This window comes from Streptomyces sp. NPDC028308 (genome assembly GCF_055565855.1).
Genome location: NZ_JBVHTO010000007.1, coordinates 94640 through 119773, shown reverse-complemented (window position 1 = coordinate 119773; position 25134 = coordinate 94640). Strand labels below are relative to the sequence as shown.

Here is a 25134-nt window from a genome sequence, read left to right as displayed (position 1 = left end):
CCGCACGATGAGCAGATCCAAGCGTCATGCACGTGTCATGGGAGGCCTGCGGGCCGCCGTGTCCCTGGCCGGCTGCACCGCCCTGGTGCTGGCCGTCACGGGCACCACCACCGCCCAGGCCCAGGGCCGCGACCCGGGCCGCGAGAGGCTGGCCGCCGGTGACGGCTGGGGCTCCGCGGGCACCGGCACCACCGGGGGCTCGGCGGCCGACGCCGCGCACGTCAGGACCGTCACCACCTGGGAGCAGTTCAGGACCGCGCTCCGGGAGGGCGGCACCGCACCGAAGATCATCAAGATCAGGGGCACGATCGACGCCAACGCCGCGGGCTGCTCCTCCTTCGCGGCCGACGGCTACGACTTCGGCGCCTACCTGGAGAAGTACTCCCCGGAGAACTGGGGCCTGGACACGGACCTGGAGGGCGAGCCCGCCGACAGCCCCGAGGGACTGCGCCGGATCTCCGCCGCCCGCCAGGCCGAGGCCGTCAAGGTGAGCATCCCGGCCAACACGACCGTCATCGGCGTCGGGAGGAACGCGGGGCTGAAGGGCGCGAGCCTGCAGATCACCGGCGTGGACAACGTGATCGTCCGCAACCTCACCGTCGAGAGCCCCCTCGACTGCTTCCCGCAGTGGGACCCCACCGACGGCGCCACCGGCAACTGGAACTCCGAGTACGACAGCGCGGTCGTGTACGGCTCCACGCACGTCTGGCTGGACCACAACACGTTCACCGACGGCGCCCATCCCGACAGTTCGCTGCCCAGGTACTTCGGCATGGTCTACCAGCAGCACGACGGCGAGCTCGACATCGTGAAGGGCGCCGACTTCGTGACGGCCTCCTGGAACGTCTTCACCGAGCACGACAAGACCCTCATGATCGGCAACAGCGACAGCGCGGCCACCGCCGCCGTCGACCGCGGCCACCTCAAGGTGACGCTGCACCACAACCTGTTCTCCGGCGTCGTCGAGCGCGCCCCGCGCGTCCGCTTCGGGCAGGTCGACGCGTACAACAACCACTACGTCGCCGACACGTCGTACGCCTACAGCTTCGGCATCGGCATGGAGTCCCGGCTCGTCGCCGAGAAGAACGCGTTCACGCTGCCGGCCGGCGTCAGCGCCGCGAAGATCCTCAAGAAGTGGAAGGAGGCCCCGGTCACCGCCACGGGCAACCACGTCAACGGCGCACCCGTCGACCTGATCGCCGTGCACAACGCGGAGATCCCGGCGGAGACGCTCCAGTCGGGGGCGGGCTGGACGCCGACCCTGCGCACGCGGGTCGACTCCCCGAAGGCGGTGCCCGGCATCGTCGACCACCGCGCGGGCGCCGGAAAGATCTGCTGACCCGCGCCGACCGGCCGGGCCGGAGCGGCTCCGCACGCGCCCCGCACCCGGGGCCCGCCGCTCCGGCCCTCCGGCCCCACACCCGCACCCGCACCCGCACCCGGAACCTGGCTGCGCACCCGCACCCGCACCCGGAACCTGGCTCCGGCCCCGCACCCGGAACCTCTCGGGGTCCGGACCGGGGCCTGCCGCTCCGCCCCCTCCCCACCACCGCCTCCGCGACCTGGCGAAGACCCGGGCCGCGGCGAAGGAGCATCACCATGCCCTCGCGTCATCCCCGGCCCGCCCCCGGACGCAGGACCTTCCTCGTCGCCGGCACCGGAGCCGCCCTCGCGCTCGGACTGTCCGGCCCCGCGCACGCGGCCCCGCGGTCACCCTTCGGACGGTACGGCTCGCCCGCCGCCCGCCTCACGGAGCGGACCGTGTACGTGGACGCGTCCGGCGCCGGTGACTTCACCGGCGTCCAGGCCGCGGTCAGCGCCACCACCGGCGCCGGCACCACCCTCGTCATCGCCCCCGGCGTCTACCGCGAGACGGTCGCCGTCGGCACCGCGCGTACGGACATGACCTGGATCGGCGCCTCCGAGAACCCCCGTGACGTCGTGGTCGTCTACGACAACGCCAACGGCACCCCGAAGCCCGGCGGCGGCACCTACGGCACGACCGGATCCGCCACCACCACCGTGCAGGCCGACGGCTTCACCGCCCGCTGGATCACCTTCGCCAACGACTGGCTGCGCGCCGACCACCCGGAGACCACCGGCACCCAGGCCGTCGCCCTCAAGGTCCAGGGCGACCGCTCCGCCTTCCACCACTGCCGGTTCCTCGGCCACCAGGACACGCTGTACGCCGACTCGGCGGCGCTCGGCACCTTCGCCCGCCAGTACTACGCCCACTGCTACGCCGAGGGCGACGTGGACTTCGTCTTCGGCCGGGCGACCGCGGTGTTCGACCACTGCCGCTTCCACACCCTGGACCGCACCGACCTCGCCGGCGCCCCCTACGGCTTCGTCTTCGCCCCGTCCACCGCCGCCGCCAACCCGCGCGGCTACCTCGTCACGCACAGCCGGATCACCAGCGGGGCGCCGGACGCGTACTACAAGCTGGCCCGGCCCTGGGTGCCCGGCTCGGACCCCACCGCCCGCCCCATGCTGACCGTCCGCGACACCCGCCTGGACGCCGGGACCGACGCCCGCGCGCCCTACACCGACATGTCGGCCGCCCACCCGTGGCAGGACCAGCGCTTCGCCGAGTACCGCAACACGGGCCCGGGCGCCGCCGTTCCGGTCCCGGAGAACCGGCCCCAGCTCACTCGGACCGAGGCCGCGTCGGCGACCCGCAAGGCGTACCTCGGCGACTGGACACCGTGGAGGGAGTGCTGACAGACACGGCTTACGCTCTCCTACACCAGGGCCGGCGCGAACTGCCGTGCCCCGTACGCACGGACGCCCCCGCCGGTCGTCACCGGCGTGGGCGTCGTCCCACCGGCCCTCACCGGCAGGGGTGTTGCTCCGCCGGCCGAGGGGGTTCGGCCGGCGGGACTCGGAGACGGCGGGGCGGTCAGTCGTAACTGACGTCCGACGCCTTGTACTTGCAGGTGGTGCCGTCGGGGCCGCTGCCGAGCTGCGTGGGCTCCTTGCCGGTGTTGTTGCCCTGGAAGCGGACGCACGGCTTGATCTTCTTGCCGCCGTCGCCGTGGACGCGCACCCTGCTGAGCGTCGCGGTGTCCCCGTAGTTGGCGTTGACGCCGACCAGCGTCTTGCCCGGCGTGGTCACGTCGACGTCGTCCACGACGATCGTGCGCTTGTACTGCTTGGAGCAGTTGCCGCACGAGCGGACCAGCTTGCCGAAGTTCTCGACCTGGAAGCCGGTCACGGTCAGCTTGCCGGCACCGTTGAACTGGAACACCTTGTCCGAGGCGGACCTGGCGCCGCCCCCGGTCACGGTGTAGGTGGCCGACGACGAGGTGCCCTTGAAGCTCGCCGCGTCCTCGCCGACGTCCAGCCACCACACGTTCCGCAGGGTGCAACTGCCCTTGCAGTGCACGCCGTCGGCACCCGGGGTGCCGATGACGACGTTCTTGAGGACCGCGCCGTCCGCCAGCTCGAAGACGGGGTCCTGGCCCTCGGACTGCCCGCCGTCGCCGAGGGCGCCGCTGCCGTGGAACTCGCGCAGCTTGCCGTCGTAGGTGCCCGAGACCTCGATCGTCTTCGTCACGGCCTTGCTGCCCTTGGCGTCCGGCCAGGACGTCGCGGCGCCGGCCGTGCCCAGCATCGAGGTGGTGACGATCGCCGCGCCGGTGAGGCCGAGAGCGGCCGCGCCGCCGATGACGGCGCGCCGCCGGGTGACCGTGCGGCGGTGGCGTACGCGCTGTTCGACTCGTGCAGTCATGAACCGTGTTCCTTGGGGGTGGGGGAGATCTTTACGTCTCCTGGTCGCCGCCCGCCCGGAAAGGGTTGCCGCCCACGCGCACTTTTCTCACACCGCGTCTCCACGGACCGCGATCCGTTCCTCCACGGGCCGCGGCCGGACGCCGCTAGGAGCCACCGTCGTCCGTGCCCCGGCGCGCGAAGTCGCCGGCCACGCGCAGCCGCAGGTCCGCCGCCTCGGCGGTCGCCGTGTAGCGGTCGTCCTTCGCGTCCCGGCCGCCGCGCGCATGGTCGTACTGGCCGGCGAACACCCACTCGCCGGCCGGGACGCCGCGGCCCGCCTTGAGGACCCACGTGTAGACGAGGAACCCGTCACGTTCGTCCACCGTCAGCGTGAAGTCGTCCTCCGGCAGCGACCGCCAGGCACCGGCCGACGACACCCCGCCGGTGAGCGCGATCCGCAACTCCACGGTGAGCGCCGTGAGCCGCCTCCCCGTCTTGAGGGTCACCTCGCTCTGCGCCCAGAAGTCGTTGCTGTGCGGGTCGACCGATCCGTCGGACCACAGCGGGCCGTCCTCGACACCCGCCGCGGGTGACCGCGGCGTCGCGGGAGCGGACGCCGCGGCGCCGTCCCGGGCCGTCGGCGTGGGCGACGGGGACGCGGCCGGTTTCCCGGACCGCTCCGGCGCGCCCGAACCTTCCGGCGAGTCCGCCGGCCGCGGTGCCCGGCTCGTCGCGCCCGGGGAGGCGTCGGGGGAGGGGGAGACGGCGACGGTCCGCTGCGCGGGGCCCTCGTCCCGCAGGGCCGACGCGACCGCGTAGCCGCCCACCGCGAGGACACCGGCGACCGCGGCCGTGGCGCCGACGACCCGGACCCAGCCCAGAGCCCTGGGGCCCGCCGTGCGCGCGGGGCCCTCGTCGGAGCCCGCCATCCCGCGCTCGACGCGGGCCAGCATGCGTGCCCGGTCCGGCTCGTGCGACCCGACCGCCTCCCGCAGCCTGCCGCGCAGCTCGTCGTGCACGTCCGGCGCCTTCCTCATCGGTCCGTTCCTCCGGCTCCGCCCGCGCGCAGCACCGCTGCGTGCACGCGCCGCGGGGCCTCCTGCGTCCCGAGGAGCCGCTGCAGTTCGGCCATCCCCTTGGACGTCTGGCTCTTCACCGTACCGACCGAGACACCGAGCGCGAGCGCCGTGTCCTTCTCCGAGAGGTCGAAGGCGTGCCGCAGCACCACGCACGCGCGCTTGCGGAACGGCAGCCGGCGCAGCGCCTCCTGGACGTCCACCACCCCCGGCACGTCGGGGTTCTCGACCCTGTCCTCGCGCTGCGACCAGAACAGGGTGATCCGGCGGCGCTCGCGCACCGCGCTGCGTACGCGGGTGCGGGCCAGGTTGGCGACCACGCCCCGCGCGTACGCCACAGGATGGTCCGCGGCGCGTACCCGGTCCCAGCGGTGCCACAGGGCGAGCAGCGCGTCCGCCGCGAGGTCGTCGGCCGCGTCCGCCTCGCCCGTCAACAGGTGGGCCAGACGCGCCAGTTCGGCGTAGTGCCGTTCGAAGAAGGCGTGGAACTCCACGGAGGCGGCGTCGTCGACGACCGTGCCCACGGGCGACCTCTCCTCGCTGCGTCTTCTCGGCGACCGGTGCTGGGGGCGCGTATACGGCCCCCGGTTCGACCCGGGCGCCGACTCGCGGGCCGCCAGGGCGAGATGCGTGAGCGTACCAGCGTACGTACGGGTCTTCGAACGGCGTATGGCGGGCCGAACCCGATTCCGTAACACGGGGAAAACCTGAACGGGGCGCAGCACGGGAACAATCCAGCCAGCATCCGCACACCCGCCACGCAGGCAACGAGGAGCAGCACCATGTCCGATACGCAGAAGGTGGCCGAGCGCCCGGCGTCCCCGACGCCCGCCGTGAACGGCGTCGACCGGTACTTCAAGATCTCCGCCCGCGGTTCCACCTTCGGCAGAGAGATACGCGGCGGCTTCGCCACGTTCTTCACCATGGCCTACATCCTCGTCCTGAACCCGATCATCCTGGGCAGCGCGAAGGACAAGTTCGGCCACCAGCTCGACGCCGTCCAACTCACCACCGCCACGGCCCTGGTGGCCGCCGTCATGACGATCGTGATGGGCATCGGCGGCAACCTCCCGCTCGCCCTCGCCGCGGGCCTCGGCCTCAACGCCGTCGTCGCCTTCCAGATCGCCCCGCTGATGAGCTGGGACGACGCGATGGGCCTGATCGTCCTCGAAGGCCTGCTCATCTGCGTGCTGGTGGTGACCGGTCTGCGGGAGGCCGTCATGCACGCCATCCCGCAGCCCCTGAAGCAGGCGATCAGTGTGGGCATCGGCCTGTTCATCGCCTTCATCGGCTTCGTCGACGCCGGGTTCGTCAGCCGCATCCCCGACGCCGCGAACACCACCGTCCCGGTGCAGCTCGGCGGCACCGGAGCGCTCGCCGGCTGGCCGGTCCTCGTCTTCTGCCTCGGCGTGCTGCTGACCATCGGACTGCTCGCCCGCAAGGTCAAGGGCGCCATCCTCATCAGCATCGTCACCATGACGGTCGTCGCGATCGTCATCAACTCCGTCGCCGACGTGAAGAGTTGGGGACTGACCACACCGAAGGTCCCCGACGACGTGGTGGCCTCACCCGACTTCGGGCTGCTCGGCGACTTCAGCCTGTTCGGCGCCTTCGGCGAGGCGAGCGCGATCACCGTGGTGCTGCTCGTCTTCACGCTGGTCCTGTCCGACTTCTTCGACACCATGGGCACGGTCGTCGGCATCAGCGCGGAGGCGGGCCTGCTGGACGAGGACGGCAAGGTGCCGCAGCTGGGCCGGGTGCTGCTGATCGACGGGGTGGCGGCGGTCGCCGGAGGCGCGGCCTCGGCGTCCTCGTCCACCTCGTACATCGAGTCGGCGGCGGGCGTCGGCGAGGGTTCGCGCACCGGCTTCTCGAACCTGGTCACGGGCGGCCTGTTCGCCCTCGCGCTGTTCCTGACCCCGGTTCTGACCATCGTCCCGCTGCAGGCCGCCGCCCCCGCGCTCGTCGCCGTCGGCTTCCTGATGATGACCCAGGTCAAGCACATCGACTGGGACCGCTATGAGATCGCCATCCCGGCGTTCCTCACCATCGCCGTGATGCCCTTCACGTACTCGATCACCAACGGCATCGGCGCGGGCTTCGTCTCCTACGTCCTCATCAAGACGGTCCTCGGCAGGGCGAAGGAGGTCCACTGGCTGCTGTGGGGCGCGTCGGCCCTGTTCCTGGTGTACTTCGCCATCGACCCGATCGAGCAGATCCTCGGCGTGAAGTAGTAGCCGCCGGAACGCCGCGGGCCGCCCTCCGGATGTGAGGGCGGCCCGCAGACTCGTGCGCACTGCGTCGAACGCGGGCTCAGTCCCGCAGTGCGGCCTCCATCGCGGCCTTCGCGACCGGGGCGGCCAGGCCGTTGCCGCTGACCTCCGAGCGGGCCGCGTCGGACTGCTCGACCAGGACCGCCACGGCGACCTCCTTGCCCGTGGAGTCCGATGTCGCGTACGACGTGAACCACGCGTACGGCGTCTTGCTGTTGTTCTCGCCGTGCTGCGCCGTACCGGTCTTGCCGCCCACCGTGGCACCGGCGATCCGCGCGTTCGTGCCCGTGCCGTCCTCCACGACCGTCCGCATCGCGGACCGCAGCTGCTCGGCCGTGGACGCGCTGACGATCCGCTCGGTGCCGGTGCTGTCGTCGTAGTCCTTCAGCACGTCGCCGTCGGCGTCGCTGGTCCGCGCCACCATGTGCGGCGAGACCAGCTCGCCGCCGTTCGCGATGGCCGCCGAGACCATGGCCATCTGCAGCGGCGTCGCCGTCACGTCGAACTGGCCGATGCCCGTCAGCGCCGTCTGTGCCGGGTCCATGCCCGAGGGGTACACGCTCGGGTAGGCGCGCACCGGCACGTCCTGCGTCTCGTCGTTGAAGCCGAACTTCTCCGCCATCGCGCGGACCTTGTCCTGGCCGAGCCTCACGGCCATCTTCGCGAAGACGTTGTTGCAGGAGTACTGGAGGGCGACCCGGATCGACGCGTCCTCGCAGGGCGCGGAGGCGTTCTCGTTCGCCAGGACCCGGGTCGTGCCCGGCAGCGTGTACGGGTTCGGGCTGTCCGTCCGCGCGTCCACGTCCCGGTACAGCCCGTCCTCCAGGGCGGCCGCCGCGACGACCAGTTTGAACGTCGAACCGGGCGGCAGCGGCTGGCGCAGCGCGCGGTTCGTCATCGGCTTGTCCGAGGACTTGGTCAGCCGCTTCCAGGCGGCGGAGTCGCCGGTGCTGAGCAGGCCGGGGTCGTACGAGGGGGTGGAGACGGCGGCCAGGATGCGCCCGGTCTTCGGGTCGATCGCGACCGCGGCGCCCTTCTTGTCGCCGAGCGCACGGTAGGCGGCCTTCTGCACGGCCGGGTCGATCGTCGTGACGACGTCACCGGGGTCGGCGCGCTTGTTCGTCAGGGTGTCCAGCGGGTTCTTCAGCTGGTTGTCCGTGCCGTCGAGCAGGCTGCGGTAGACGCCCTCCAGCTGCGTCGCCCCGTACACCTGCGAGCTGTAGCCCGTCACCGCCGCGTACAGACTGCCGTTCTTGTACGTGCGCTTGTAATCCAGGTCACCGCCCTTCGTCCGCGCCGAGCCGGTGATCGCGTCGCCGGCCACGATGATGTCCCCGAGCGGGTGCGCGTACTGCTCGATCGCGTTCCGCCGGTTGTGCTTGTCGTCCGCGAGTGCCGTCCCGTCGTAGAACTGCACCCAGGTCGCCCGGACCAGCAGGGCGAGCACGAGCAGCAGCGTGAAGACGGCGGCATGCCTGATCGTCTTGTTCATTGCGCCCTGGAAGACGAATGAACGGGCTCGAATCGTTCCCTTCCGTCCGCATTTCTCATCCGCCTTTCATGAAACGGGGCGCTCAGGCGGAGTCCCGTACGAAGCGCGCCTCGTACGCGGCGATCACCGCCTGGGTGCGGTCCCGGGTGCCCGTCTTCGCCAGGACGGCGGCCACATGGGACTTCACCGTCGCGGGCCCCACGCCGATCCGGGCGGCGATCTCGGCGTTGGTGAGGCCCGTCGCCATCAGCCGCAGCACGTCCCGCTCGCGGTCGGTGAGCTGCGCCACCCACGCGGGCGGCTCGGGGTGGGCGCGGGCGTGCTCGGCGGCCAGCGCCCGAACCGCCGAGGGGAACAGCAGGCTGTCGCTGCGCGCGACCAGCCGCACGGCCTGGACGAGCGCGTCCGCGTCGGCGCGCTTGAGCAGGAACCCCGAGGCGCCGGCGCGCAGCGCCTCGTACACGTAGGAGTCGTTCTCGAAGGTGGTCACCACCACGACGCGGGGCGGGTCGGGGAGCGTCGCGAGGATCTGCCCGGTGGCGCGGATGCCGTCGGTCTCCGGCATGCGGACGTCCATCAGGACGACGTCCGGCCGCAGTTCGCGCACCACGGACACCGCCTCCGCGCCGGTCGCCGCCTCCCCGACGACCTCCAGGTCCGGTTCCGCGGAGAGGATCACGCGCAGCGCGGTGCGCACCATGCGCTCGTCGTCCGCGAGGACGATCCGGATCGTCGGGCCGGTCATGCGGCTCCCTCCACGGGCAGTCGTACGAGCAGGCGCCACACCCCGTCCACGGGGCCGGCCTCGGTCGTGCCGCCCAGCAGCCGCGCCCGGTCCGCGACGCCGCTCAGGCCGTGGCCTCCGCCGGGACGGGGAGCGGGGGCCCCGGTGACCGGGTTCTCGGCGGTGATCTCCAGCGTCTTCTCGCCGCGCGTGATCCGCAGGAGCACGGGGGCCCGCGGCCCGGCGTGCCGCAGCGCGTTGCTCAGCGCCTCCTGCACGATGCGGTACGTCTCCCGGGAGACCAGCGGCGGCAGCGTCCCGGGGTCCACCTCGACCTCCGCCGTGACGGTGAGTCCACCGGCACGGGTGCGGCGCAGCAGGCCGTCGAGGTCGGCGAGGGTGGGGGCCGGAGCGATGGCGCGGCCCTGGACGCCGGTGTCCTGTCCGGTGTCGCCCTCCCGCAACACCCCGAGTACGGCGTCCAGTTCACCGACCGTGCGGCGGGTGGTGTCCTCGATCGCGGCGAGGGCCTCGCGGACGAATCCGGGGTCGGTGTCCAGGACCCGCCGGGCCGCGCTCGCCTGGAGGGTGACGGCGCTGAGCGCGTGGCCGACGGAGTCGTGCAGCTCGCGGGCGAGCCGGTTGCGCACCGCGAGGTCCGCGGCCCGCCGTTCGGCCGCCGCGAGCCGGTCCTCGGGAGCCGGCCCGAGCAGTACGGGCGCCCGGCGGGCGAGCAGCCCTCCCGCCCCGGCCGCACAGGCCGCGAGCGCGATCAGCGACGCGGCCCCGGCGACCGGCGAAAGCGCCAACGCCCAGGAGTGGTCCAGGACTTCGGGGAGCCCGAGCCGGGAGTCCCGCAGAAAGGACACGGCGGGCAGCGCGATCAGCACGGCCGCGAACGGCGGTACGGCGAGGGACATCCCGGCGACGATCCCGCCGAGGCCGAGATGCAGCGTGAACCAGCCCGCGGTGCGGCGCCGGGCCGCCGGGGTCCGCGCGGGGCCGTCGGCGAGCCGGTCGCCCTCGACACCGCACAGCGCCCGCACCGCGGCCACCGACAGCGGCCGGGTGAGCGGGAACAGGGCGGTCACCGCGGCGATCGGCAACCCGACCGCGAAGGAGGCGAGTTGAAGGGGGAGGGAGCCGAAGACGTACCGCGAGTCCGCCAGCGGTCCGACGACGACCTCGCCCACGAGGACGTACGGCATCGCGAGGGCGCCGCCGAGGATCAGGTGGATCCACCGCAGCCGCGCCCGCCGTCCGAACAGGAACCGGGCGAACGCGCTCACGCCGGCCGCTTCGCCCGGGTGGACCGCTCCGCCAGGAAACGCGCGGCGACGGTGATCACGAGCAGGCCGACAATCATCTGCCCAGCGTAGGTGAGGCTCATCAGCCCCGTGGGGCGTCCGGCGAGGTCGTCGGAGCCGCCCAGGCCCGCCAGCGAGAGCCAGCCGCCCCAGCAGGCGGTGGCCCCGGAACCGACCCAGGCGAGCGCCAGCGGCACCCGCACCGGCAGCGCGGGTCCCCGCCGGAAGGCGAGCAGGACGGCGCCCGCGACGGCGGACAGCAGGAAGACGGCGTCCAGCGCCTCCAGCACGTGGAAGTCGGCGGTCCGGTGCGCGGCGCGACCGGCGCTCAGCCCCGCCGTGCCACCGCAGGCCCACAGCAGGTGCGCGCCGGCCGGGACGAGCGCGAGGACGGCGGCGGCGACGGCGGTGGCCCGCTGCGCCGGCCCCACGCCGCTCGCCGGCAGTTCCCGCAGGCGGCCCCGCCACAGCTGCCCCCAGCGGTCCCGCGCGTACAGGACGAACAGGGTGCCCAGAGTGAGCCCCTGCACGATGAACCCCGTGTAGACCACCGCGAAGACCCACTCGTCCAGGAACGGCTCGCGTCCGGTGTCCGCCGCCCGGTTCACGGACCCGCCGAGCGCCCCGACGAGGAGTTGCAGCGGATACCCGGTCATCACGGGTGCGAGCAGTCCGGTCGCCGTCCACATCGGCAGGGCGAGCAGCCACGCGGGCACGCGCAGCCCCCAGGGCCGGGTCAGCAGCAGTACGAGCACGATGACGGCGCCGTCCATCGCGACCGTCAGGCCGTTCGCCACGACCAGTTGGGCGCGGTGCTCCAGCAGCGGGCTGCCCGCGGGGATGCCGAGGTGACTGCCCGCGATCCAGGCCGACTTGAGGGACAGGTACGGCAGGCAGGAGACGACGGCGACGACCCGCAGGACCCGGCGCGCCCGCGCGGGACGCCCGCCCGGGGAGGGTGTGCCGGCGGGGACCGTCGCGGAGAGGGAGGGCTGCGTCATGCCCCCACCGTGGCGTGGCGGGACGCTGCTCCACGTCCTGCGCGGCGACGATCCGCCTCCGCCGCACGGGGGAGAGGCGTCCGGTCCCCGCCCGGGGTTCGGTCTCCCGGGGTTCGGTCCAGCGGGGTATCGGTCCCGCAGGGGTCAGTCCTGCGGGGTTCAATCCCGTGGGGTTCGGTCCCACGGCGTTCTTCAGCCCCGCGGCGTTCAGTCCCGCAGTGCGAGGACGACCTCGTCGATCTCCTCGGCGCGGGCCTCGGCGTAGCCGCGGGTGCGCTCCGTCTCCCGGAAGCCGCACTTCTCCAGAACCCGGACGGAGGCCGCGTTGTCCGCGGCGGCCCGGGCGCGCAGCGGGCGCTCGGGGACGGCGGCGAGCAGCGCACGCAGGGCCGCCGTCGCGATACCGCGGCCCCAGTACGCGCGGTCGATCCAGTACGTCACCTCCAGCTCGCCCGGCTCGCCGTACACCGCGGCGCTGCCGACCACGTCACCGTCCACCAGGACCGTGCGCACCACGGCGGAGGAGGACCGCACGCGGCGCCAGTGGGCGTCGAACAGCTCCCGGTCGGCCGGGTCCCGGGCCGTGAACGCGGCCATCCGGTTCGACTCGGGGTCGTTCGACAGCCGGAAGAAGACCGGCAGGTCGCTGTCGTGCACGGGGCGCAGGGCCACCTCCACGTCAGAGCCTCCTCGTCGCGAGGGTGAGCCGGTCGCGCGCGTCGAACAAGGCGTCCTTGACCATCTGCTCGTGGGCGGGCGTGAGGCGCGCCACCGGCACCGAGCAGCTGATGGCGTCGCGGGCGGGCGTCCGGTACGGGATCGCCACGCCGAAGCAGCGCAGCCCCAGCGTGTTCTCCTCGCGGTCCACCGCGAAGCCCTGCTCCCGCACCTGGTGCAGCTCCTCGATGAGCTTCTCCCGGTCGGTGATCGTGTGCTCGGTCAGCGCGGGCAGCGTCTCGGGGAGCATCTTGCGGACCTGCTCGTCGGTGTGGGTGGCGAGCAGCGCCTTGCCCAGGGAGGTGGAGTGCGCGGGCAGCCGCCGTCCCACCCGGGTGAAGGGGCGCAGGTAGTGCTGCGACTGGCGGGTGGCGAGGTAGACCACGTTCGTGCCGTCGAGGCGGGCGAGGTGGATGGTCTCCGTCGTGTCGTCCGACAGGCGGTCCAGGGTGGGCCGGGCGGCGGCCACGACCTCGTCGCCGTCGATGTAGGAGGTGCCGACGAGCAGCGCGCGGACGCCGATGCCGTACCGCGTGCCGGTCGCGTCCGTCTCCACCCAGCCGAGCTCGACCAGCGTGCGCAGCAGCATGTAGAGGCTGGACTTGGGGTAGCCGACGGCTTCCTGCACGGAGGCCAGGGAGTGCATTCCGGGCCGGCCGGCGAAGTACTCGAGCAATTCCACGGTCCGCACCGCGGACTTGACCTGCGCCCCGCCGCCTGTCTCGACTGCCGACATCGCCCTTGACCCCTTCGTTGGACGGGAAATAGTCTCCAACAGCATATTCACCATCAGAGACAGCGTTCAGCATATCGAACGCCCCTGGTGAGTGACACAGGAACTGCGGCATCACATCTGGAGGAACCCGCGGTGGCAGCAGCACCAGTCTGGAGTGTCGACCCCCGTACCGGGAAGCAGCGCGAGCAGGTTGCGGTGGAGGCCACAGCCCAGGAAGTGGACGAGGCCGTCCGCGCCGCGCACGCCGCCAGAGGGGCTCTCGCCGACCGCACCGTGCGCGCCGCCTTCCTGCGCACGGCGGCCGACCTGCTCGAAGAGGCCAAGGACCGGCTGGTCGAGGCGGCCGACGCGGAGACCGCGCTCGGCCCGGTCCGGCTCACCGGCGAACTCGCCCGCACCTGCTACCAGCTGCGGGCCTTCGCGGACATCGTCGACGAGGGCGCCTTCCTCGACGTCGTGATCAACCACCCCGACGACACCGCGACCCCGCCGATCCCGGACCTGCGCCGCTACAAGGTGCCGCTGGGCGTCGTCGCCGTCTACTCGGCCTCGAACTTCCCGTTCGCGTTCTCGGTCGCGGGCGGCGACACCGCCAGCGCGCTCGCCGCGGGCTGCCCGGTCGTCGTCAAGGCCCACCCCGACCACCCGGGGCTGTCCGAGCTGGTCGCCTCGACCCTGCGCAGGGCCGCCGCCCGGCACGACGTGCCCGCCGGCGTCGTCGGCCTGGTCCACGGCTTCGAGGCCGGCGTCGAGCTGGTGAAGCACCCGCTCGTCTCCGCGGCCGGATTCACCGGCTCGGTCCGCGGCGGACGCGCCCTGTTCGACGCGGCGGCCGCCCGCCCCGTGCCGATCCCCTTCCACGGCGAGCTCGGCTCGCTCAACCCGGTCGTCGTCACCGAGGCCGCCGCCACCGAGCGCGCCGAGGCCATCGGCGCCGGGCTCGCGGGCTCCATGACGCTGGGCGTCGGCCAGTTCTGCGTCAAGCCCGGCCTGGTGCTGGCCCCCGCGGGCGACGCAGGGGACCGGCTGCTGAAGTCCCTCACCGACGCCGTCAGCGACACCGAGGCGGGCGTCCTGCTCGACCACCGCATGCGGGACAACTTCCTGGCCGGGGTCGCCGAGCGCACCGGGCTCCCGGACGTGGAGTCCCCGGTCACCCCCGGCGCGGGCGGCGAGCACACGGTGAGCCCCGGCTTCCTGACCGTGCCGGCGCGGAACCTCGCCGCCGAGGGCGAGCACGACCTGCTCCTGGAGGAGTGCTTCGGTCCGCTCACCGTCGTCGCCCGCTACGAGGACGACGCGGAGGCCGGCGCGGTGCTCTCCCGCCTCCCCGGCAACCTCACCGCCACCGTGCACCTGTCCACCGAGGAGGCGGCAGGCGAGGGGCGCGGCGCCGAGATCCTCGCCGAACTGACCCCGCTCGCGGGCCGCGTCCTGGTCAACGCCTGGCCGACCGGCGTCGCCGTCGCCCCGGCCCAGCACCACGGCGGCCCCTACCCGGCGACCACCTCCACCTCGACCTCGGTGGGCGGTACGGCGATCGAGCGCTGGCTGCGCCCGGTGGCGTACCAGAACGCGCCGGAGACCCTGCTGCCGCCGGAGCTGCGCGACGACAACCCGCTGGGGCTGCCCCGCCGTTACGACGGGCGGCTGGAGCGCTGAGCACACCGGCCTGGGACACTCGGCGGATGGACGTCGAGATTCCCGAACTCCCTTTCCCGCTGCGCACCTACGGGCCGGACGGCCACTGGTCGTACGAGGACGGAGTGCTCACCGGATGGGCGGGCGCGCGGCAGGACCGCTTCGTGCCGCCCACCGGTGAGGCTCTGGACCCCGCCTCCGACGCACCCCGGCTGCTGGGCGCGCCCGAGGGCGACTTCCAGCTGATAGCCCGGGTCACCGTCGGCTTCGCCGGCTCCTTCGACGCCGGGGTGCTCTACGTCCACGTGGGGGAGCGGGCCTGGGCGAAGCTCTGCCTGGAGTACTCCCCGGACGTGCCCACCGTCTGCACGGTGGTCACCCGGGGGCACTCCGACGACGCCAACTCCTTCACCGTCGACGGCAGTTCCGTCTGGCTCCGGGTGAGCCGCACGGGCCGCGCCTTCGCCTTCCACGCCTCCCGCGACGGCGTCCGCTGGACCTTCGTCCGGCTGTTCACCCTCGGTGACGAGGAGGCGTCCGGGGCGGCCCTCGTCGGCTTCATGACGCAGTCGCCGATGGGTGAGGGCTGCGTGGTGACGTACGACGCCGTCGAGTTCCGCCCCGACTGGCCGAAGGACCTGCGGGACGGCAGCTGACGGTTCGGGCCCCTCCGCTGTTCGTCCGGGGCGGGTCGGGTCGGGTCGGGGGAAGCCCTAGCGGGCCGGGCGCAGGCGGGTGGACGCCGCCGCCGTCGCGGCCAGCGCGAGCGCGCTCAGCGCCAGGCTCGTCCGCAGCCCCGCCTCGAACCCCCCGGCGACCAGCGACCCGAACGCCGCGACGGCCAGCCCGCCGGCCACCTGCCGGGCGGAGTTGAGGACACCCGCCGCCAGCCCCGCCCGCTCCGGCGGCACCGCGTCCATCATGGCGGCCGTCAGCGGCGGCACGGTCAGCGCGCAGCCCAGAGCCACCGGGACGAGCAGGACGGCCACCAGGCCGGTCGGCGTGGAGGCGTCGACGCACAGGAGCGGCAGGAGCCCGGCGGCGGCCAGGCTCTGCCCGATCACCATCGGCCGGCGGGGCCCGTACCGCCCCGCCAGCTTGCCCGCCGCGAGGTTCGTCACCGCGATGAGCCCGGTCATGGGCAGGAACATCAGCCCCGCGTACAGCGCGGAACGGCCCTGCACCTGCTGGAAGAAGAGGGAGAACAGGAAGACCACCCCGTAGAACCCGACGCTGCACGCGGCCCCCGCGGCGACCGCCACCCGCACGTTCCGGCCGCGGAACAGTCCGAGCGGTACGACGGGACTCTCCCGCCGTGCCTCCACGCGGACGAAGGCGACGGCCGACGCCACGGCCACCCCCAGCGCGAGGAGCCCCCAACGCCCGCCCTCGATCACGGCGAACGTCAGCGCCGTGAGCGCGAGGACCGCGGTGAGCTGGCCCGGCAGGTCCAGCGGCGCCGGCCGGCGCTCCGAGCGCGGCGCCCTGAGCAGCAGCGCGAGAGCCACCGCGCCCAGCGGCACGTTGACGAAGAAGATGCCGCGCCAGTCCCAGGCGGTGGTCAGCGCGCCGCCGGCCACCGGTCCGAGCGCCACCGCGACCGATCCGCCGGCCGCCCACAGGGCCACCGCGCGCGAGCGCCGCACGGGGTCCGGGTACGCCTGCCGCACCAGGGCGAGCGAGGCGGGCAGCACCACCGCCGCGGCGGCGCCCTGCACCACCCGGGAACCGATCAGCACCGGCAGGGTCGGGGCCAGCCCGCAGGCCACGGAGGCCAGGGTGAACACCCCGGCCCCGAGGGCGTACGCGCGACTGGCCCCGGCCCGGTCCGAGAACGCGCCCGTGGACAGCATCAGGGCCGCGAACGCCAGCGTGTAGGAGTCCACCACCCACTGGAGCCCGGACATCCCGCTGCCGAGGTCCGAACCGATCGCCGGCAGGGCCACGTTCACCACGGACGCGTCGAGGGTGATCAGTGCGAAGCCGAGCAGCGCCGCCGCGAGGGTCAGGGCGGGGGACGGGGGCGGCCCGGCCCTGCGCGCGGAGGAGGGGACGGGCGGCCCGCTCACGGGCGTCTCGGTGGTCCGGTTCGTCGGCATGCCCCCATGCTGCGGATCACCGGCGGCGTAGAGTAGTGGCCCGAATGACATACGTCCGGAGGTTCTGGCCATGTCCCGCGTACCCGGCGTCCGCCGCGTCGCCGTCGTCGCGGCGTCACCCGTGTCGATGTTCAACCTCGCCATCCCCGAGATGCTGTTCGGAAAGGTGGAGGTCGACGGCGAACCGGGCTACGAGGTGGTCATCTGCGCCCCCGAACCGGGCCCCGTCCCCACCACCGGCGGCCTCGACCTTCATGTGAGCCGGGGACTCGACGCCGTACGGGACGCGGAGACGGTCCTGGTCGCGGGCACCGGACAGCGGTACGTGCCCGACCCCCGCACGGTGGCCGCCCTGCGCGAGGCCGCCGCGGCCGGGAAGCGGATCGCGTCGATCTGCAGCGGCGCCTTCGCGCTCGCGGAGGCCGGACTGCTGGACGGGCGCCGCGCCACCACGTACTGGGAGCAGGCCGGGGAGCTGCGCAGGCGCTACCCGTCGCTCGAACTCCAGGGCGACGTCCTGTACGTGCAGGACGGCCCGATCATGACCTCGTCCGGGTACGCCGCCGGGATCGACCTGTGCCTGCACATCATCCGCGGCGACTACGGCGCCGCGGTCGCCAACCGGGTGGCCCGGCTCGCGCTCGTCGCCCCCGTACGCCCCGGCGGCCAGACGCAGTTCACGCAGACACCGCTGCCGCCGGAGCGCGGCACCGCCTGCGCCGACACCCGCGGCTGGGCCATGCGCAACCTCGACAAGCCGCTCACCCTCACCGACCTGGCCCGGCACGCCGGGGTCAGCGTCCGCACCCTCACCCGCCGGTTCCACGCCGAGAGCGGGGTCAGCCCACTCCAGTGGCTGCTGCACCAGCGCGTCGAGCGGGCCAAGGAACTCCTGGAGACGACCACCCTGCCGATGGACCAGGTCGCCCGCGCCTGCGGCCTCGGCACCGCCGACTCCCTCCGCGGCCACCTGGTCCGCCGCACCGGCCTCACCCCGAGCGCCTACCGCACCCAGTTCGACCGCCGCGGAACCGCGGCCGGGCCGCCCACGTCCTCCGTTGCATGATCGGAGACCGCGCGGCCCGGGTGAACCGGGTGAACCGGGTGATCAGGACCGCACTGCCCGCCGAGGCCCCGGCGGTCGCCGCCCTGCACGCCCGGGCCCGGGCGACGTACTACCCCGACGGCCTGCCCGACGACGGCATCGACTGGCCGGCCAGGTGGCGGCAGGCCATCGACCGCCCGGACGGCCACGTGCTGTGCGTGGTCGAGCGCGGCCGGATCGCCGCGCTCGCCTCCTTCCGGACGACCGAGGACGCGCCCGCCGACACCGTGAAGCTCTTCCAGTTCCACGTCGACCCCGAGCACTGGCGGACCGGCATCGGCACGGCCCTGCACGCCGCCTGCGTCGAGCAGTGGCAGGCCGACCGGAAACGGACCGCGTCACTGGACGTGCACGTCGACAACCGGCGCGCCCAGGCCTTCTACGCGCGCCAGGGCTGGGTCCCGGACCCGGCGAACCCGCCGACCGAGGACGACCACCACCTGTTCCTGCGCTTCACGGTCCCGGGGGAATGACCCGGGCGCACCGGACGTTCACGTACGCGGCGGAGGGCCTCTCCGTACCCCGTACGACCTGGAAGAAGCCGAAGAATGCGCGTCGAGATCTGGAGCGACATCGCCTGCCCGTGGTGCTACGTGGGCAAGGCCCGCTTCGAGAAGGCGCTCGCCGCCTTCCCGCACCGGGCCCAGGTGGAGGTGGTGCACCGCTCCTTCGAGCTCGACCCGACGCGGGCCAAGGGCGACACCGGACTCGTCCTGCCGATGCTGGCCGCGAAGTACGGCATGAGCGAGGCGCAGGCGCAGGCCGCCGAGGACAACCTCGGCGCGAACGCCGCCGCCGAGGGCCTGGAGTACCGCACCGAGGGCCGCGACCACGGCAGCACCTTCGACATGCACCGCCTGCTGCACCTCGCCAAGGAGCGAGGCCGCCAGGACGAGCTGATCGGCCTGCTGTACCGCGCCAACTTCGCGGAGGAGCGGTCGGTCTTTGACGACGACGAGCGCCTCGTGGAGCTGGCCGTCGCCGCCGGTCTCGACGCGGACGCCGCCCGCGCGGTCCTCGCCGACCCGGCTGCCTACGCCGACGAGGTCCGCGCCGACGAGCGCGAGGCCGCCGAGCTGGGCGCGACCGGAGTCCCCTTCTTCGTCCTCGACCGCACCTACGGCGTCTCCGGCGCCCAGCCCGCCGAGGTCTTCACCCAGGCGCTGACCCAGGCCTGGGGCGATCGGTCCCCGCTGACCCTGCTCCAGGAGCCGGGCGGCGCCGCGGAGGTGTGCGGCCCCGACGGCTGCGCCGTCCCGCAGAACTGAGCACGCGGATCCGGGCCCGGCCGGCGGGAAACCGCAGGTCGGGCCCCATCCATAAGCAACGCTTGGCGAAACTGCGTAAAAATCGGCAATGGACGGGGGCTTCCGGGGGCCGCAGAGTGGTCCCATGGAGACCTTCGAGACCCTCGTACGAGCCGAGTTCGCCCCGAAGAACACCTACCTCAACACCGCGAGCACCGGGCTGCTCCCGGTCCGCGCGGTGGACGCCATGCGGGCCGGCGTCGAGTCCGTGGCGGCGGGGCAGCCGCAGGACATGTTCGCGGACGTGGAGGCGGCCAGGTCCGCCTTCGCCCGGCTGGCCGGCGTCTCCGACCGCCGGGTCGCGGCCGGCGCCTCCGTCGCCGTCTACACCGGCCTGATCGCCGCCTCGCTCCCGGCGGGCGCCGAAGTCCTCACCGCCGAGGCCGACTTCACCTCCGTGGTGAACCCCTTCCACGTCCGCGGCGACCTCAAGGTGCGCACCGTGCCGCTGGAGCGGATCGCCGAGTCCGTGCGGCCCGGTACGGCACTGGTCGCCGTCAGTGCCGCGCAGTCCGCCGACGGCCGCGTCGCCGACCTGGCCGCGATCCGGGACGCCGCCCGCACGCACGGGGCACGGACGTACGTCGACGTGTCCCAGGCCGCCGGCTGGCTGCCGATCGAGGCGGACGCGTACGACTTCGTGTCCTCCGTCGCCTTCAAGTGGCTCGTCTGCCCCCGGGGCGTGGCCTTCCTGGTCGTCCCCGAGGACCTCGGCGGCCTCACCCCCGTCTTCGCGGGCTGGGTCGCGGGCGAGCGCCCCTGGGACAGCTGCTACGGACCCGTCGAGGAACTCGCCCACTCCGCAAGGCGGTTCGACGAGAGCCCCAGCCTGTTCTCGTACGCGGGGGCCCGTAGGTCGCTGGCGCTCATCGAGGAACTGGGCGTGGACACCGTACGGGCCCACGACCTCGCCCTGGCCGACCGGTTCCGCGCGGGGCTCGACCGGCTCGGGCACCGGCCCGTCCCCGCCCCCGGCTCACCCATCGTGTCCGTCCCCGAACTGGGGCACCGGCAGGCCGAGTTGAGCAGGGCCGGGGTCGAGGTGTCCGACCGCGCGGGCAATCTGAGGGCGGCCTTCCACCTCTACAACACCCCCGCGGACGTCGACCGCCTGCTGGACGTCCTGTCGGGCTGACCCGAAAGGGGCCGCTCGCCCGCGGTGCCGCCCGGTCCCCGCGCGACGGGACCGACCGGCCGGGCGTGCGTACGCTGGAGGGAGCGGGGCGACGGGGCCGCGGGCCGGCCCCGGCCGCCGTGCCGACCACGGCCCGGAAGGACGGCGCCGGATGACCACCGAACACGAGCGGGTACGAGAGCTGCTGGCGGACTGGGCCGCGGGAGCGCTGCCGCCCTCGGACGAGAAGACGGTGCCGTCGCACCTGGCGGGATGCGAGTCCTGCGCCGCCGAGGCGGAACGGCTCCGGCGGACGGTGCGGCCGCCGGGCGGCCCGGACGGCGCGGGCGACGGCCCGCCGGGTCCCGGCGCCGTGCCGCACACAGCCGGTGGCGCCCGGCCCACGGCCTCGCGCACGCCTCCCGCGGCGGCGCCGGTCGCCGCGCACGCGGCGCCCTACGCGGCCGCGGTCGCCGCACTGCGTCCGCTGCTGCGTGAGGCGGACACCGCAGGTTCGTGGCGGACGCCCGTCGTGCACGGCTGGGACGTGCACGCCACCGTCGCCCACCTGATCGCCGCGGACGAGCCGCTGGCGCTGCGGCTGGGCCTGGCCGCCCGGGTGCCGCCGTCGAGGACCGTCACCGGGGAGGGCGCCGGGTGGCGCGAGGAGTGGGGCGCGCGGACCGCCGAGGTGATCGCGTACGAGCGGGCGCGCGCCCCGCGGGAGACCGTCGCCGCGTGGGCCGAGCAGGCCGCGGACCTGCTCGCCACCCGTGAGGCACGCGAGCCCGAACCGGCCGCGCAGTGCACGACGCTGATGGGCGTCAGGCTCCCCGTCGCGGACCACTTCCTCGTCCGCGCCTTCGAGACGTGGATCCACGGCGCCGACATCGGCCGGGCGCTGGGCCTCGCCGTGCCCCCGCCGCCCGAGCCGCACCTGTGGCAGCTCGTCCGCCTCGCCGTCCGTATCCTCGGCACGGCGCTGGGTCCACAGGCGGCACCGGTGCTCTTCACGGTGACCGGCCGCGGCGGGGACACCGAGTGGGTGCTGGGCTCGGAGGACGAGCCGGTGCGCGCCGAGCTCGTCCTGGACCCGGTCGACCTCTGCCTGCTCGTCGGCGGCCGGAGCACCCCCGAGGAGGTGCCGCGCGGCGCGACGGGTGACTCCACGGCGGTACGCGCCGTGCTGGACAGGGCGGCGTCACTGGCCTGGCTGTGATCATCCCGAGCCGCGTGCCACGCCGGGGGCCCGGCACCCCGTGGGGGTGCCGGGCCCCCGGCCTGACCGCGGTCGGTCACTGCACCGGGGTGAAGTCCCGGGCGCCGATGAACTCCGGCCGCCGCACGGGCGCCGCGAACGGCTCCACCGCGGCGTTCTCCACGCTGTTGAACACGATGAAGACGTTGCTGCGCGGGAACGGCGTGATGTTGTCACCCGAACCGTGCATGCAGTTGCAGTCGAACCACGTGGCCGACCCCGCCTTGCCGGTGAACAGCTTGATGCCGTGCCGCCCGGCGAACGCGGTGAGCGCCTCGTCCGAGGGTGTGCCCGCGTCCTGCATCTGCAGCGACTTCTTGTAGTTGTCCTTCGGCGTGGCCCCCGCGCACCCGAGGAACGTCTTGTGCGACCCCGGCATGATCATGAGACCGCCGTTGGTGTCGAGGTTCTCGGTCAGCGCGATCGAGACGGACACCGTCCGCATGTTCGGCAGACCGTCCTCGGCGTGCCAGGTCTCGAAGTCCGAGTGCCAGTAGAACCCGCTGGCCCCGAAGCCCGGCTTGACGTTGATCCGCGACTGGTGGACGTACACGTCCGAGCCGAGGATCTGCCGGGCCCGGCCCACCACGCGCTCGTCGCGCACCAGCCGCGCGAAGACCTCGCTGATCCGGTGCACCTCGAAGACCGAGCGGATCTCCTGCGACGCCGGCTCGACGATCGAGCGCTCGTCGGCGCGGATGGCCGGATCGGCGACGAGCCGCTCCAGTTCGGCGCGGTAGACCCCGACCTCGTCGGGGGTGATGAGCTCCTCGACGGCGAGGAACCCGTCGCGCTCGTACGCCTGGAGGTCGGACGCCTCGATCGGGCCCGGGTCGCCCGGCGCGCCCCAGACGACCGGGTCCTGGCGGGGCACGGACACCTCGGTGGCGCCGCGGCTCGGGTAGAGGTCGGTGGTCCTCTCGGGGGTGATGGTCATGGTGCTCAGACCTCCTCGGTCAGCAGCGGGTAGACGCCGTTCTCGTCGTGGTCCTCCCGTCCGGTGACGGGCGGGTTGAAGACGCAGACGCACCGGAAGTCGGTCTTGGGGCGCATGGTGTGGCGCTCGTGGCCGTCGAGCAGGTACATCGTGCCCGGCGTGATCCAGTGCTTCTCGCCGGTCTCGTCGTTGGTCAGCTCGGCCTCGCCCTCCACGCAGAGGACGGCCTCGATGTGGTTCGCGTACCACATCGACGTCTCGGTACCCGCGTACAGGGTCGTCTCGTGGAGGGAGAACCCGACCTTCTCCTTGGCGAGCACGATGCGCTTGCTCTCCCAGGTGCCGGTCGCGGCCTTCACATGCCGGTCGGTTCCCTCGATGTCCTTGAACGATCGGACGATCACGGTGAGTTGCTGCCTTTCTGTCGTGCGTACGCGGTCAGGCGACCGTCTCGCGGACGGCGCGGGCGAGGGTGCGCAGACCCTCGTCCAGCTCGTCGGGCGTGATCGTCAGCGCCGGGAGCAGCTTGACGACCTCGCTCTCCGGGCCCGAGGTCTCGATGAGCAGACCGAGTTCGAAGGCGCGCTGCGCGACACGTCCGGCGCGCTCCTTCTCCTTGAACTCCAGGCCCCACACGAGGCCGCGGCCCCGGTACTCCTTGATGTCGGCGAGGTTCTCCTCGGTGATGGAGATCAGCGCCTGCTCTACCTGCTCGCCGCGGGCGCGGGTCTGCTTCTCCATCGCGGAGCCGTCGGTCCAGTACGCCTCCAGGGCCGCGGCGGCGGTGACGAACGCCGGGTTGTTGCCGCGGAAGGTGCCGTTGTGCTCGCCCGGCTCCCAGATGTCCAGCTCGGGCTTGAACAGGCACAGCGACATCGGCAGCCCGTAGCCGCTGATGGACTTGGACACGGTGACGATGTCGGGGGTGACGCCCGCCTCCTCGAAGGAGAAGAAGGCGCCGGTCCGGCCGCAGCCCATCTGGATGTCGTCGACGATGAGCAGCATGTCCTGGCGCTCGCACAGCTCGGCGAGCGCGCGCAGCCACTCGGCGCGGGCCACGTTGATGCCGCCCTCGCCCTGCACCGTCTCGACGATCACGGCGGCGGGCTTGTTGAGACCGGAGCCCTGGTCCTCCAGCAGCCGCTCGAACCACAGGAAGTCCGGGACCTGGCCGTCGAAGTAGTTGTCGAACGGCATCGGGGTGCCGTGCACGAGCGGGATGCCGGCGCCCGCCCGCTTGAAGGCGTTGCCGGTGACGGCGAGCGAGCCCAGCGACATGCCGTGGAAGGCGTTCGTGAACGACACGATCGCCTCGCGGCCCTTCACCTTCCGGGCCAGCTTCAGCGCGGCCTCCACCGCGTTGGTGCCCGTCGGGCCCGGGAACATGACCTTGTAGGGCAGGTCGCGCGGGCGCAGGATCAGGTTCTGGAAGGACTCCAGGAAGGCGCGCTTGGCGGTCGTCGACATGTCGAGACCGTGGGTGACGCCGTCGCGCTCCAGGTAGTCGATGAGGGCGCGTTTGAGCACCGGGTTGTTGTGGCCGTAGTTGAGCGACCCGGCGCCCGCGAAGAAGTCGAGGTACTCGTGGCCGTCCTCGTCGTACATGCGGCTGCCCTGGGCGCGGTCGAAGACGGTGGGCCAGCCGCGGCAGTAGCTGCGCACCTCCGACTCCACGGTCTCGAAGACGCTCAGGTCGGGCTGGGTGATGGTCACAGCGAATCTCCTCCTGGGAGATGAAGTCGTGGGGGGATGCCGGAGAGGGCGGGGCGGATCAGAAGGACAGCGGTCCGATGCGGTGCAGCACCTCGGGGTCGTGCGGCCCGTCGGGGAACTGTCCGGTGTCGAACAGCACCTCACGCTCCAGGTCCGCGCCGTGGCGTGCGGCGTACGAGGCGAACAGGCGCTCCGAGGCGGTGTTGCCCGGCGAGACGGTGGTCTCCACGAAGTCGAGGCCGCGCTCCCGCGCCACCCGCGCGGTCAGTCCGTCGAGCAGGGCGCCGGCGAGTCCGCGTCCGCGACAGGCGCTGTCCACGGCCACCTGCCACACGAGCAGCGTCCGCGGCTGCTCGGGGCGGATGTAGCCGGTGACGAAACCGACGGGCCCGCCCTTCGCGTCGCGCGCCACCGCCGAGGTGCCGGCGAAGTCACGGCACCACAGGAGGTAGCTGTACGAGGAGTTCAGGTCGAGGTTTCCGGAATCCTTGGCGATGCGCCAGAGCGCGGCCCCGTCGGCCACCCCCGGACGGTCGATCCGGAGTCCTTCGGGCATTTCCAGGAATTCCGCTTGCAGGTCTGCTGGTGCGGCGGTCATGCCGGTTGAATTTACCCAGCGAAAGTTGAAATTGCATCGTCGGCCGGGGTTACGTACCGGCCACCCGTGTGTTATCACGCGGGCGTGAGTTCTCCGCTCCGGGCGCTGAGTTATGTGGGGTATTGCCCGGATATTAGGGGAGGAATCGGGCCCTCTGTGGAGTGTGTCACAGCCATGTGACCTCCTCAGCGCCCGCCCGAAATGCATCGCTCGGTGTTCGCAAAATCTTCGCGTTTAGCCACACGGAAAGCGGGCAGAAGAGGACGGGAAGCTATGCCGGACAATGCAAATGGAATGAGCGGGGAAAAGCGCGTTGAATTCTCGC

Annotated in this window: 24 protein-coding genes; 10 read left to right on the top strand and 14 right to left on the bottom strand. The window is 73.0% G+C overall.

The features are described 5' to 3' along the window. The first annotated feature begins 7 nt into the window (after window positions 1-7). Together ACZ4VA_RS17320 and ACZ4VA_RS17315 are read left to right on the top strand one after the other, a co-directional pair. Window positions 8-1339 (top strand): pectate lyase family protein, encoded by a 1332-nt coding sequence (locus ACZ4VA_RS17320; RefSeq protein ID WP_355792427.1) that lies wholly within the window; start codon window positions 8-10, stop codon window positions 1337-1339. Between the two features lie 260 nt (window positions 1340-1599). Beyond that, entirely contained in the window at window positions 1600-2721 is a 1122-nt protein-coding gene (locus tag ACZ4VA_RS17315) for a pectinesterase family protein (protein WP_468081901.1), read from the top strand. A gap of 178 nt (window positions 2722-2899) precedes the next feature. Here ACZ4VA_RS17315 and ACZ4VA_RS17310 read toward each other — a convergent pair whose 3' ends face one another. From ACZ4VA_RS17310 to ACZ4VA_RS17300, 3 genes are all read right to left on the bottom strand, one after another. Continuing rightward, on the bottom strand, window positions 2900-3730 hold the full coding sequence (locus tag ACZ4VA_RS17310) for a pectate lyase (RefSeq protein WP_355795021.1): 831 nt from the start codon (window positions 3728-3730) through the stop codon (window positions 2900-2902). A 145-nt stretch (window positions 3731-3875) separates the two neighbouring features. After that, the gene (locus tag ACZ4VA_RS17305; protein WP_356239140.1) at window positions 3876-4748 is read right to left on the bottom strand and encodes a hypothetical protein; all 873 of its coding nucleotides are present in this window, start codon (window positions 4746-4748) and stop codon (window positions 3876-3878) included. Next, the gene (locus ACZ4VA_RS17300; protein WP_356239143.1) at window positions 4745-5311 is read right to left on the bottom strand and encodes a SigE family RNA polymerase sigma factor; all 567 of its coding nucleotides are present in this window, start codon (window positions 5309-5311) and stop codon (window positions 4745-4747) included. Before ACZ4VA_RS17300 ends, ACZ4VA_RS17305 begins: the two co-directional genes overlap by 4 nt. A gap of 258 nt (window positions 5312-5569) precedes the next feature. On the opposite strand from ACZ4VA_RS17300, the gene ACZ4VA_RS17295 reads away from it, so the two are divergent. Further along, a complete protein-coding gene (locus ACZ4VA_RS17295) occupies window positions 5570-7021 on the top strand; it encodes an NCS2 family permease (RefSeq protein ID WP_452921263.1) in 1452 nt (483 codons plus the stop codon). A gap of 79 nt (window positions 7022-7100) precedes the next feature. On the opposite strand, the gene ACZ4VA_RS17290 is transcribed toward ACZ4VA_RS17295, so the two are convergent. From ACZ4VA_RS17290 to ACZ4VA_RS17265, 6 genes are all read right to left on the bottom strand, one after another. Further along, complete coding sequence (locus tag ACZ4VA_RS17290) at window positions 7101-8552, bottom strand: peptidoglycan D,D-transpeptidase FtsI family protein (RefSeq protein WP_468081897.1); 1452 nt, start codon at window positions 8550-8552, stop codon at window positions 7101-7103. Window positions 8553-8634: 82 nt separating this feature from the next. Next, complete coding sequence (locus ACZ4VA_RS17285) at window positions 8635-9297, bottom strand: response regulator transcription factor (protein WP_468081895.1); 663 nt, start codon at window positions 9295-9297, stop codon at window positions 8635-8637. Then, entirely contained in the window at window positions 9294-10565 is a 1272-nt protein-coding gene (locus ACZ4VA_RS17280) for a sensor histidine kinase (RefSeq protein WP_468081893.1), read from the bottom strand. The genes ACZ4VA_RS17285 and ACZ4VA_RS17280 overlap by 4 nt, the downstream gene beginning before the upstream one ends. After that, a complete protein-coding gene (locus tag ACZ4VA_RS17275) occupies window positions 10562-11584 on the bottom strand; it encodes a hypothetical protein (RefSeq protein WP_468081891.1) in 1023 nt (340 codons plus the stop codon). The genes ACZ4VA_RS17280 and ACZ4VA_RS17275 overlap by 4 nt, the downstream gene beginning before the upstream one ends. Window positions 11585-11791: 207 nt before the next feature. Beyond that, window positions 11792-12262 carry a GNAT family N-acetyltransferase gene (locus tag ACZ4VA_RS17270; protein ID WP_355790683.1) on the bottom strand — a complete coding sequence of 157 codons (471 nt, stop codon included), beginning with the start codon at window positions 12260-12262 and terminating at the stop codon, window positions 11792-11794. Window position 12263: 1 nt separating this feature from the next. Beyond that, window positions 12264-13037 carry an IclR family transcriptional regulator gene (locus tag ACZ4VA_RS17265; protein WP_355790681.1) on the bottom strand — a complete coding sequence of 258 codons (774 nt, stop codon included), beginning with the start codon at window positions 13035-13037 and terminating at the stop codon, window positions 12264-12266. A 132-nt stretch (window positions 13038-13169) separates the two neighbouring features. Between ACZ4VA_RS17265 and ACZ4VA_RS17260 the strand changes: the two genes are divergently transcribed. Next, the gene (locus ACZ4VA_RS17260) at window positions 13170-14699 is read left to right on the top strand and encodes an aldehyde dehydrogenase (NADP(+)) (protein WP_355790678.1); all 1530 of its coding nucleotides are present in this window, start codon (window positions 13170-13172) and stop codon (window positions 14697-14699) included. Window positions 14700-14725: 26 nt separating this feature from the next. After that, entirely contained in the window at window positions 14726-15334 is a 609-nt protein-coding gene (locus tag ACZ4VA_RS17255; RefSeq protein ID WP_355790675.1) for a DUF1349 domain-containing protein, read from the top strand. A 57-nt stretch (window positions 15335-15391) separates the two neighbouring features. On the opposite strand, the gene ACZ4VA_RS17250 is transcribed toward ACZ4VA_RS17255, so the two are convergent. Then, window positions 15392-16777 (bottom strand): MFS transporter, encoded by a 1386-nt coding sequence (locus tag ACZ4VA_RS17250; RefSeq protein ID WP_468081888.1) that lies wholly within the window; start codon window positions 16775-16777, stop codon window positions 15392-15394. A 70-nt stretch (window positions 16778-16847) separates the two neighbouring features. On the opposite strand from ACZ4VA_RS17250, the gene ACZ4VA_RS17245 reads away from it, so the two are divergent. From ACZ4VA_RS17245 to ACZ4VA_RS17225, 5 genes are all read left to right on the top strand, one after another. Beyond that, window positions 16848-17843: a GlxA family transcriptional regulator gene (locus ACZ4VA_RS17245; RefSeq protein ID WP_389390708.1), complete on the top strand. Its 996-nt coding sequence runs from the start codon at window positions 16848-16850 to the stop codon at window positions 17841-17843. Next, window positions 17840-18355: a GNAT family N-acetyltransferase gene (locus tag ACZ4VA_RS17240; RefSeq protein WP_468081886.1), complete on the top strand. Its 516-nt coding sequence runs from the start codon at window positions 17840-17842 to the stop codon at window positions 18353-18355. The genes ACZ4VA_RS17245 and ACZ4VA_RS17240 overlap by 4 nt, the downstream gene beginning before the upstream one ends. 75 nt (window positions 18356-18430) lie before the next feature. Then, window positions 18431-19150 (top strand): DsbA family oxidoreductase, encoded by a 720-nt coding sequence (locus ACZ4VA_RS17235; RefSeq protein WP_402383457.1) that lies wholly within the window; start codon window positions 18431-18433, stop codon window positions 19148-19150. A gap of 124 nt (window positions 19151-19274) precedes the next feature. After that, window positions 19275-20324: an aminotransferase class V-fold PLP-dependent enzyme gene (locus ACZ4VA_RS17230; RefSeq protein WP_355794824.1), complete on the top strand. Its 1050-nt coding sequence runs from the start codon at window positions 19275-19277 to the stop codon at window positions 20322-20324. 151 nt (window positions 20325-20475) lie between these two features. Then, window positions 20476-21522 carry a maleylpyruvate isomerase family mycothiol-dependent enzyme gene (locus ACZ4VA_RS17225; protein ID WP_389390711.1) on the top strand — a complete coding sequence of 349 codons (1047 nt, stop codon included), beginning with the start codon at window positions 20476-20478 and terminating at the stop codon, window positions 21520-21522. A gap of 76 nt (window positions 21523-21598) precedes the next feature. Here ACZ4VA_RS17225 and thpD read toward each other — a convergent pair whose 3' ends face one another. The 4 genes from thpD to ectA are packed head-to-tail and all read right to left on the bottom strand — an operon-like array spanning window position 21599 to window position 24809. Further along, the gene (thpD, locus tag ACZ4VA_RS17220; protein WP_356239161.1) at window positions 21599-22498 is read right to left on the bottom strand and encodes an ectoine hydroxylase; all 900 of its coding nucleotides are present in this window, start codon (window positions 22496-22498) and stop codon (window positions 21599-21601) included. A 5-nt stretch (window positions 22499-22503) separates the two neighbouring features. Continuing rightward, a complete protein-coding gene (locus ACZ4VA_RS17215) occupies window positions 22504-22902 on the bottom strand; it encodes an ectoine synthase (protein WP_355791480.1) in 399 nt (132 codons plus the stop codon). A 34-nt stretch (window positions 22903-22936) separates the two neighbouring features. Then, complete coding sequence (gene ectB, locus ACZ4VA_RS17210) at window positions 22937-24211, bottom strand: diaminobutyrate--2-oxoglutarate transaminase (protein ID WP_355791477.1); 1275 nt, start codon at window positions 24209-24211, stop codon at window positions 22937-22939. A 58-nt stretch (window positions 24212-24269) separates the two neighbouring features. Next, window positions 24270-24809 (bottom strand): diaminobutyrate acetyltransferase, encoded by a 540-nt coding sequence (gene ectA / locus ACZ4VA_RS17205; protein WP_468081882.1) that lies wholly within the window; start codon window positions 24807-24809, stop codon window positions 24270-24272. Window positions 24810-25134 lie beyond the last annotated feature (325 nt).

Coding starts and splice junctions, on each gene's coding strand:
- ACZ4VA_RS17320 (WP_355792427.1), top strand. CDS start 8: ATGAGCAGATCCAAGCGTCATGCACGTGTCATGGGAGGCCTGCGGGCC.
- ACZ4VA_RS17315 (WP_468081901.1), top strand. CDS start 1,600: ATGCCCTCGCGTCATCCCCGGCCCGCCCCCGGACGCAGGACCTTCCTC.
- ACZ4VA_RS17310 (WP_355795021.1), bottom strand. CDS start 3,730: ATGACTGCACGAGTCGAACAGCGCGTACGCCACCGCCGCACGGTCACC.
- ACZ4VA_RS17305 (WP_356239140.1), bottom strand. CDS start 4,748: ATGAGGAAGGCGCCGGACGTGCACGACGAGCTGCGCGGCAGGCTGCGG.
- ACZ4VA_RS17295 (WP_452921263.1), top strand. CDS start 5,570: ATGTCCGATACGCAGAAGGTGGCCGAGCGCCCGGCGTCCCCGACGCCC.
- ACZ4VA_RS17290 (WP_468081897.1), bottom strand. CDS start 8,552: ATGAACAAGACGATCAGGCATGCCGCCGTCTTCACGCTGCTGCTCGTG.
- ACZ4VA_RS17285 (WP_468081895.1), bottom strand. CDS start 9,297: ATGACCGGCCCGACGATCCGGATCGTCCTCGCGGACGACGAGCGCATG.
- ACZ4VA_RS17275 (WP_468081891.1), bottom strand. CDS start 11,584: ATGACGCAGCCCTCCCTCTCCGCGACGGTCCCCGCCGGCACACCCTCC.
- ACZ4VA_RS17265 (WP_355790681.1), bottom strand. CDS start 13,037: ATGTCGGCAGTCGAGACAGGCGGCGGGGCGCAGGTCAAGTCCGCGGTG.
- ACZ4VA_RS17255 (WP_355790675.1), top strand. CDS start 14,726: ATGGACGTCGAGATTCCCGAACTCCCTTTCCCGCTGCGCACCTACGGG.
- ACZ4VA_RS17250 (WP_468081888.1), bottom strand. CDS start 16,777: ATGCCGACGAACCGGACCACCGAGACGCCCGTGAGCGGGCCGCCCGTC.
- ACZ4VA_RS17245 (WP_389390708.1), top strand. CDS start 16,848: ATGTCCCGCGTACCCGGCGTCCGCCGCGTCGCCGTCGTCGCGGCGTCA.
- ACZ4VA_RS17240 (WP_468081886.1), top strand. CDS start 17,840: ATGATCGGAGACCGCGCGGCCCGGGTGAACCGGGTGAACCGGGTGATC.
- ACZ4VA_RS17235 (WP_402383457.1), top strand. CDS start 18,431: ATGCGCGTCGAGATCTGGAGCGACATCGCCTGCCCGTGGTGCTACGTG.
- ACZ4VA_RS17230 (WP_355794824.1), top strand. CDS start 19,275: ATGGAGACCTTCGAGACCCTCGTACGAGCCGAGTTCGCCCCGAAGAAC.
- ACZ4VA_RS17225 (WP_389390711.1), top strand. CDS start 20,476: ATGACCACCGAACACGAGCGGGTACGAGAGCTGCTGGCGGACTGGGCC.
- thpD (WP_356239161.1), bottom strand. CDS start 22,498: ATGACCATCACCCCCGAGAGGACCACCGACCTCTACCCGAGCCGCGGC.
- ectA (WP_468081882.1), bottom strand. CDS start 24,809: ATGACCGCCGCACCAGCAGACCTGCAAGCGGAATTCCTGGAAATGCCC.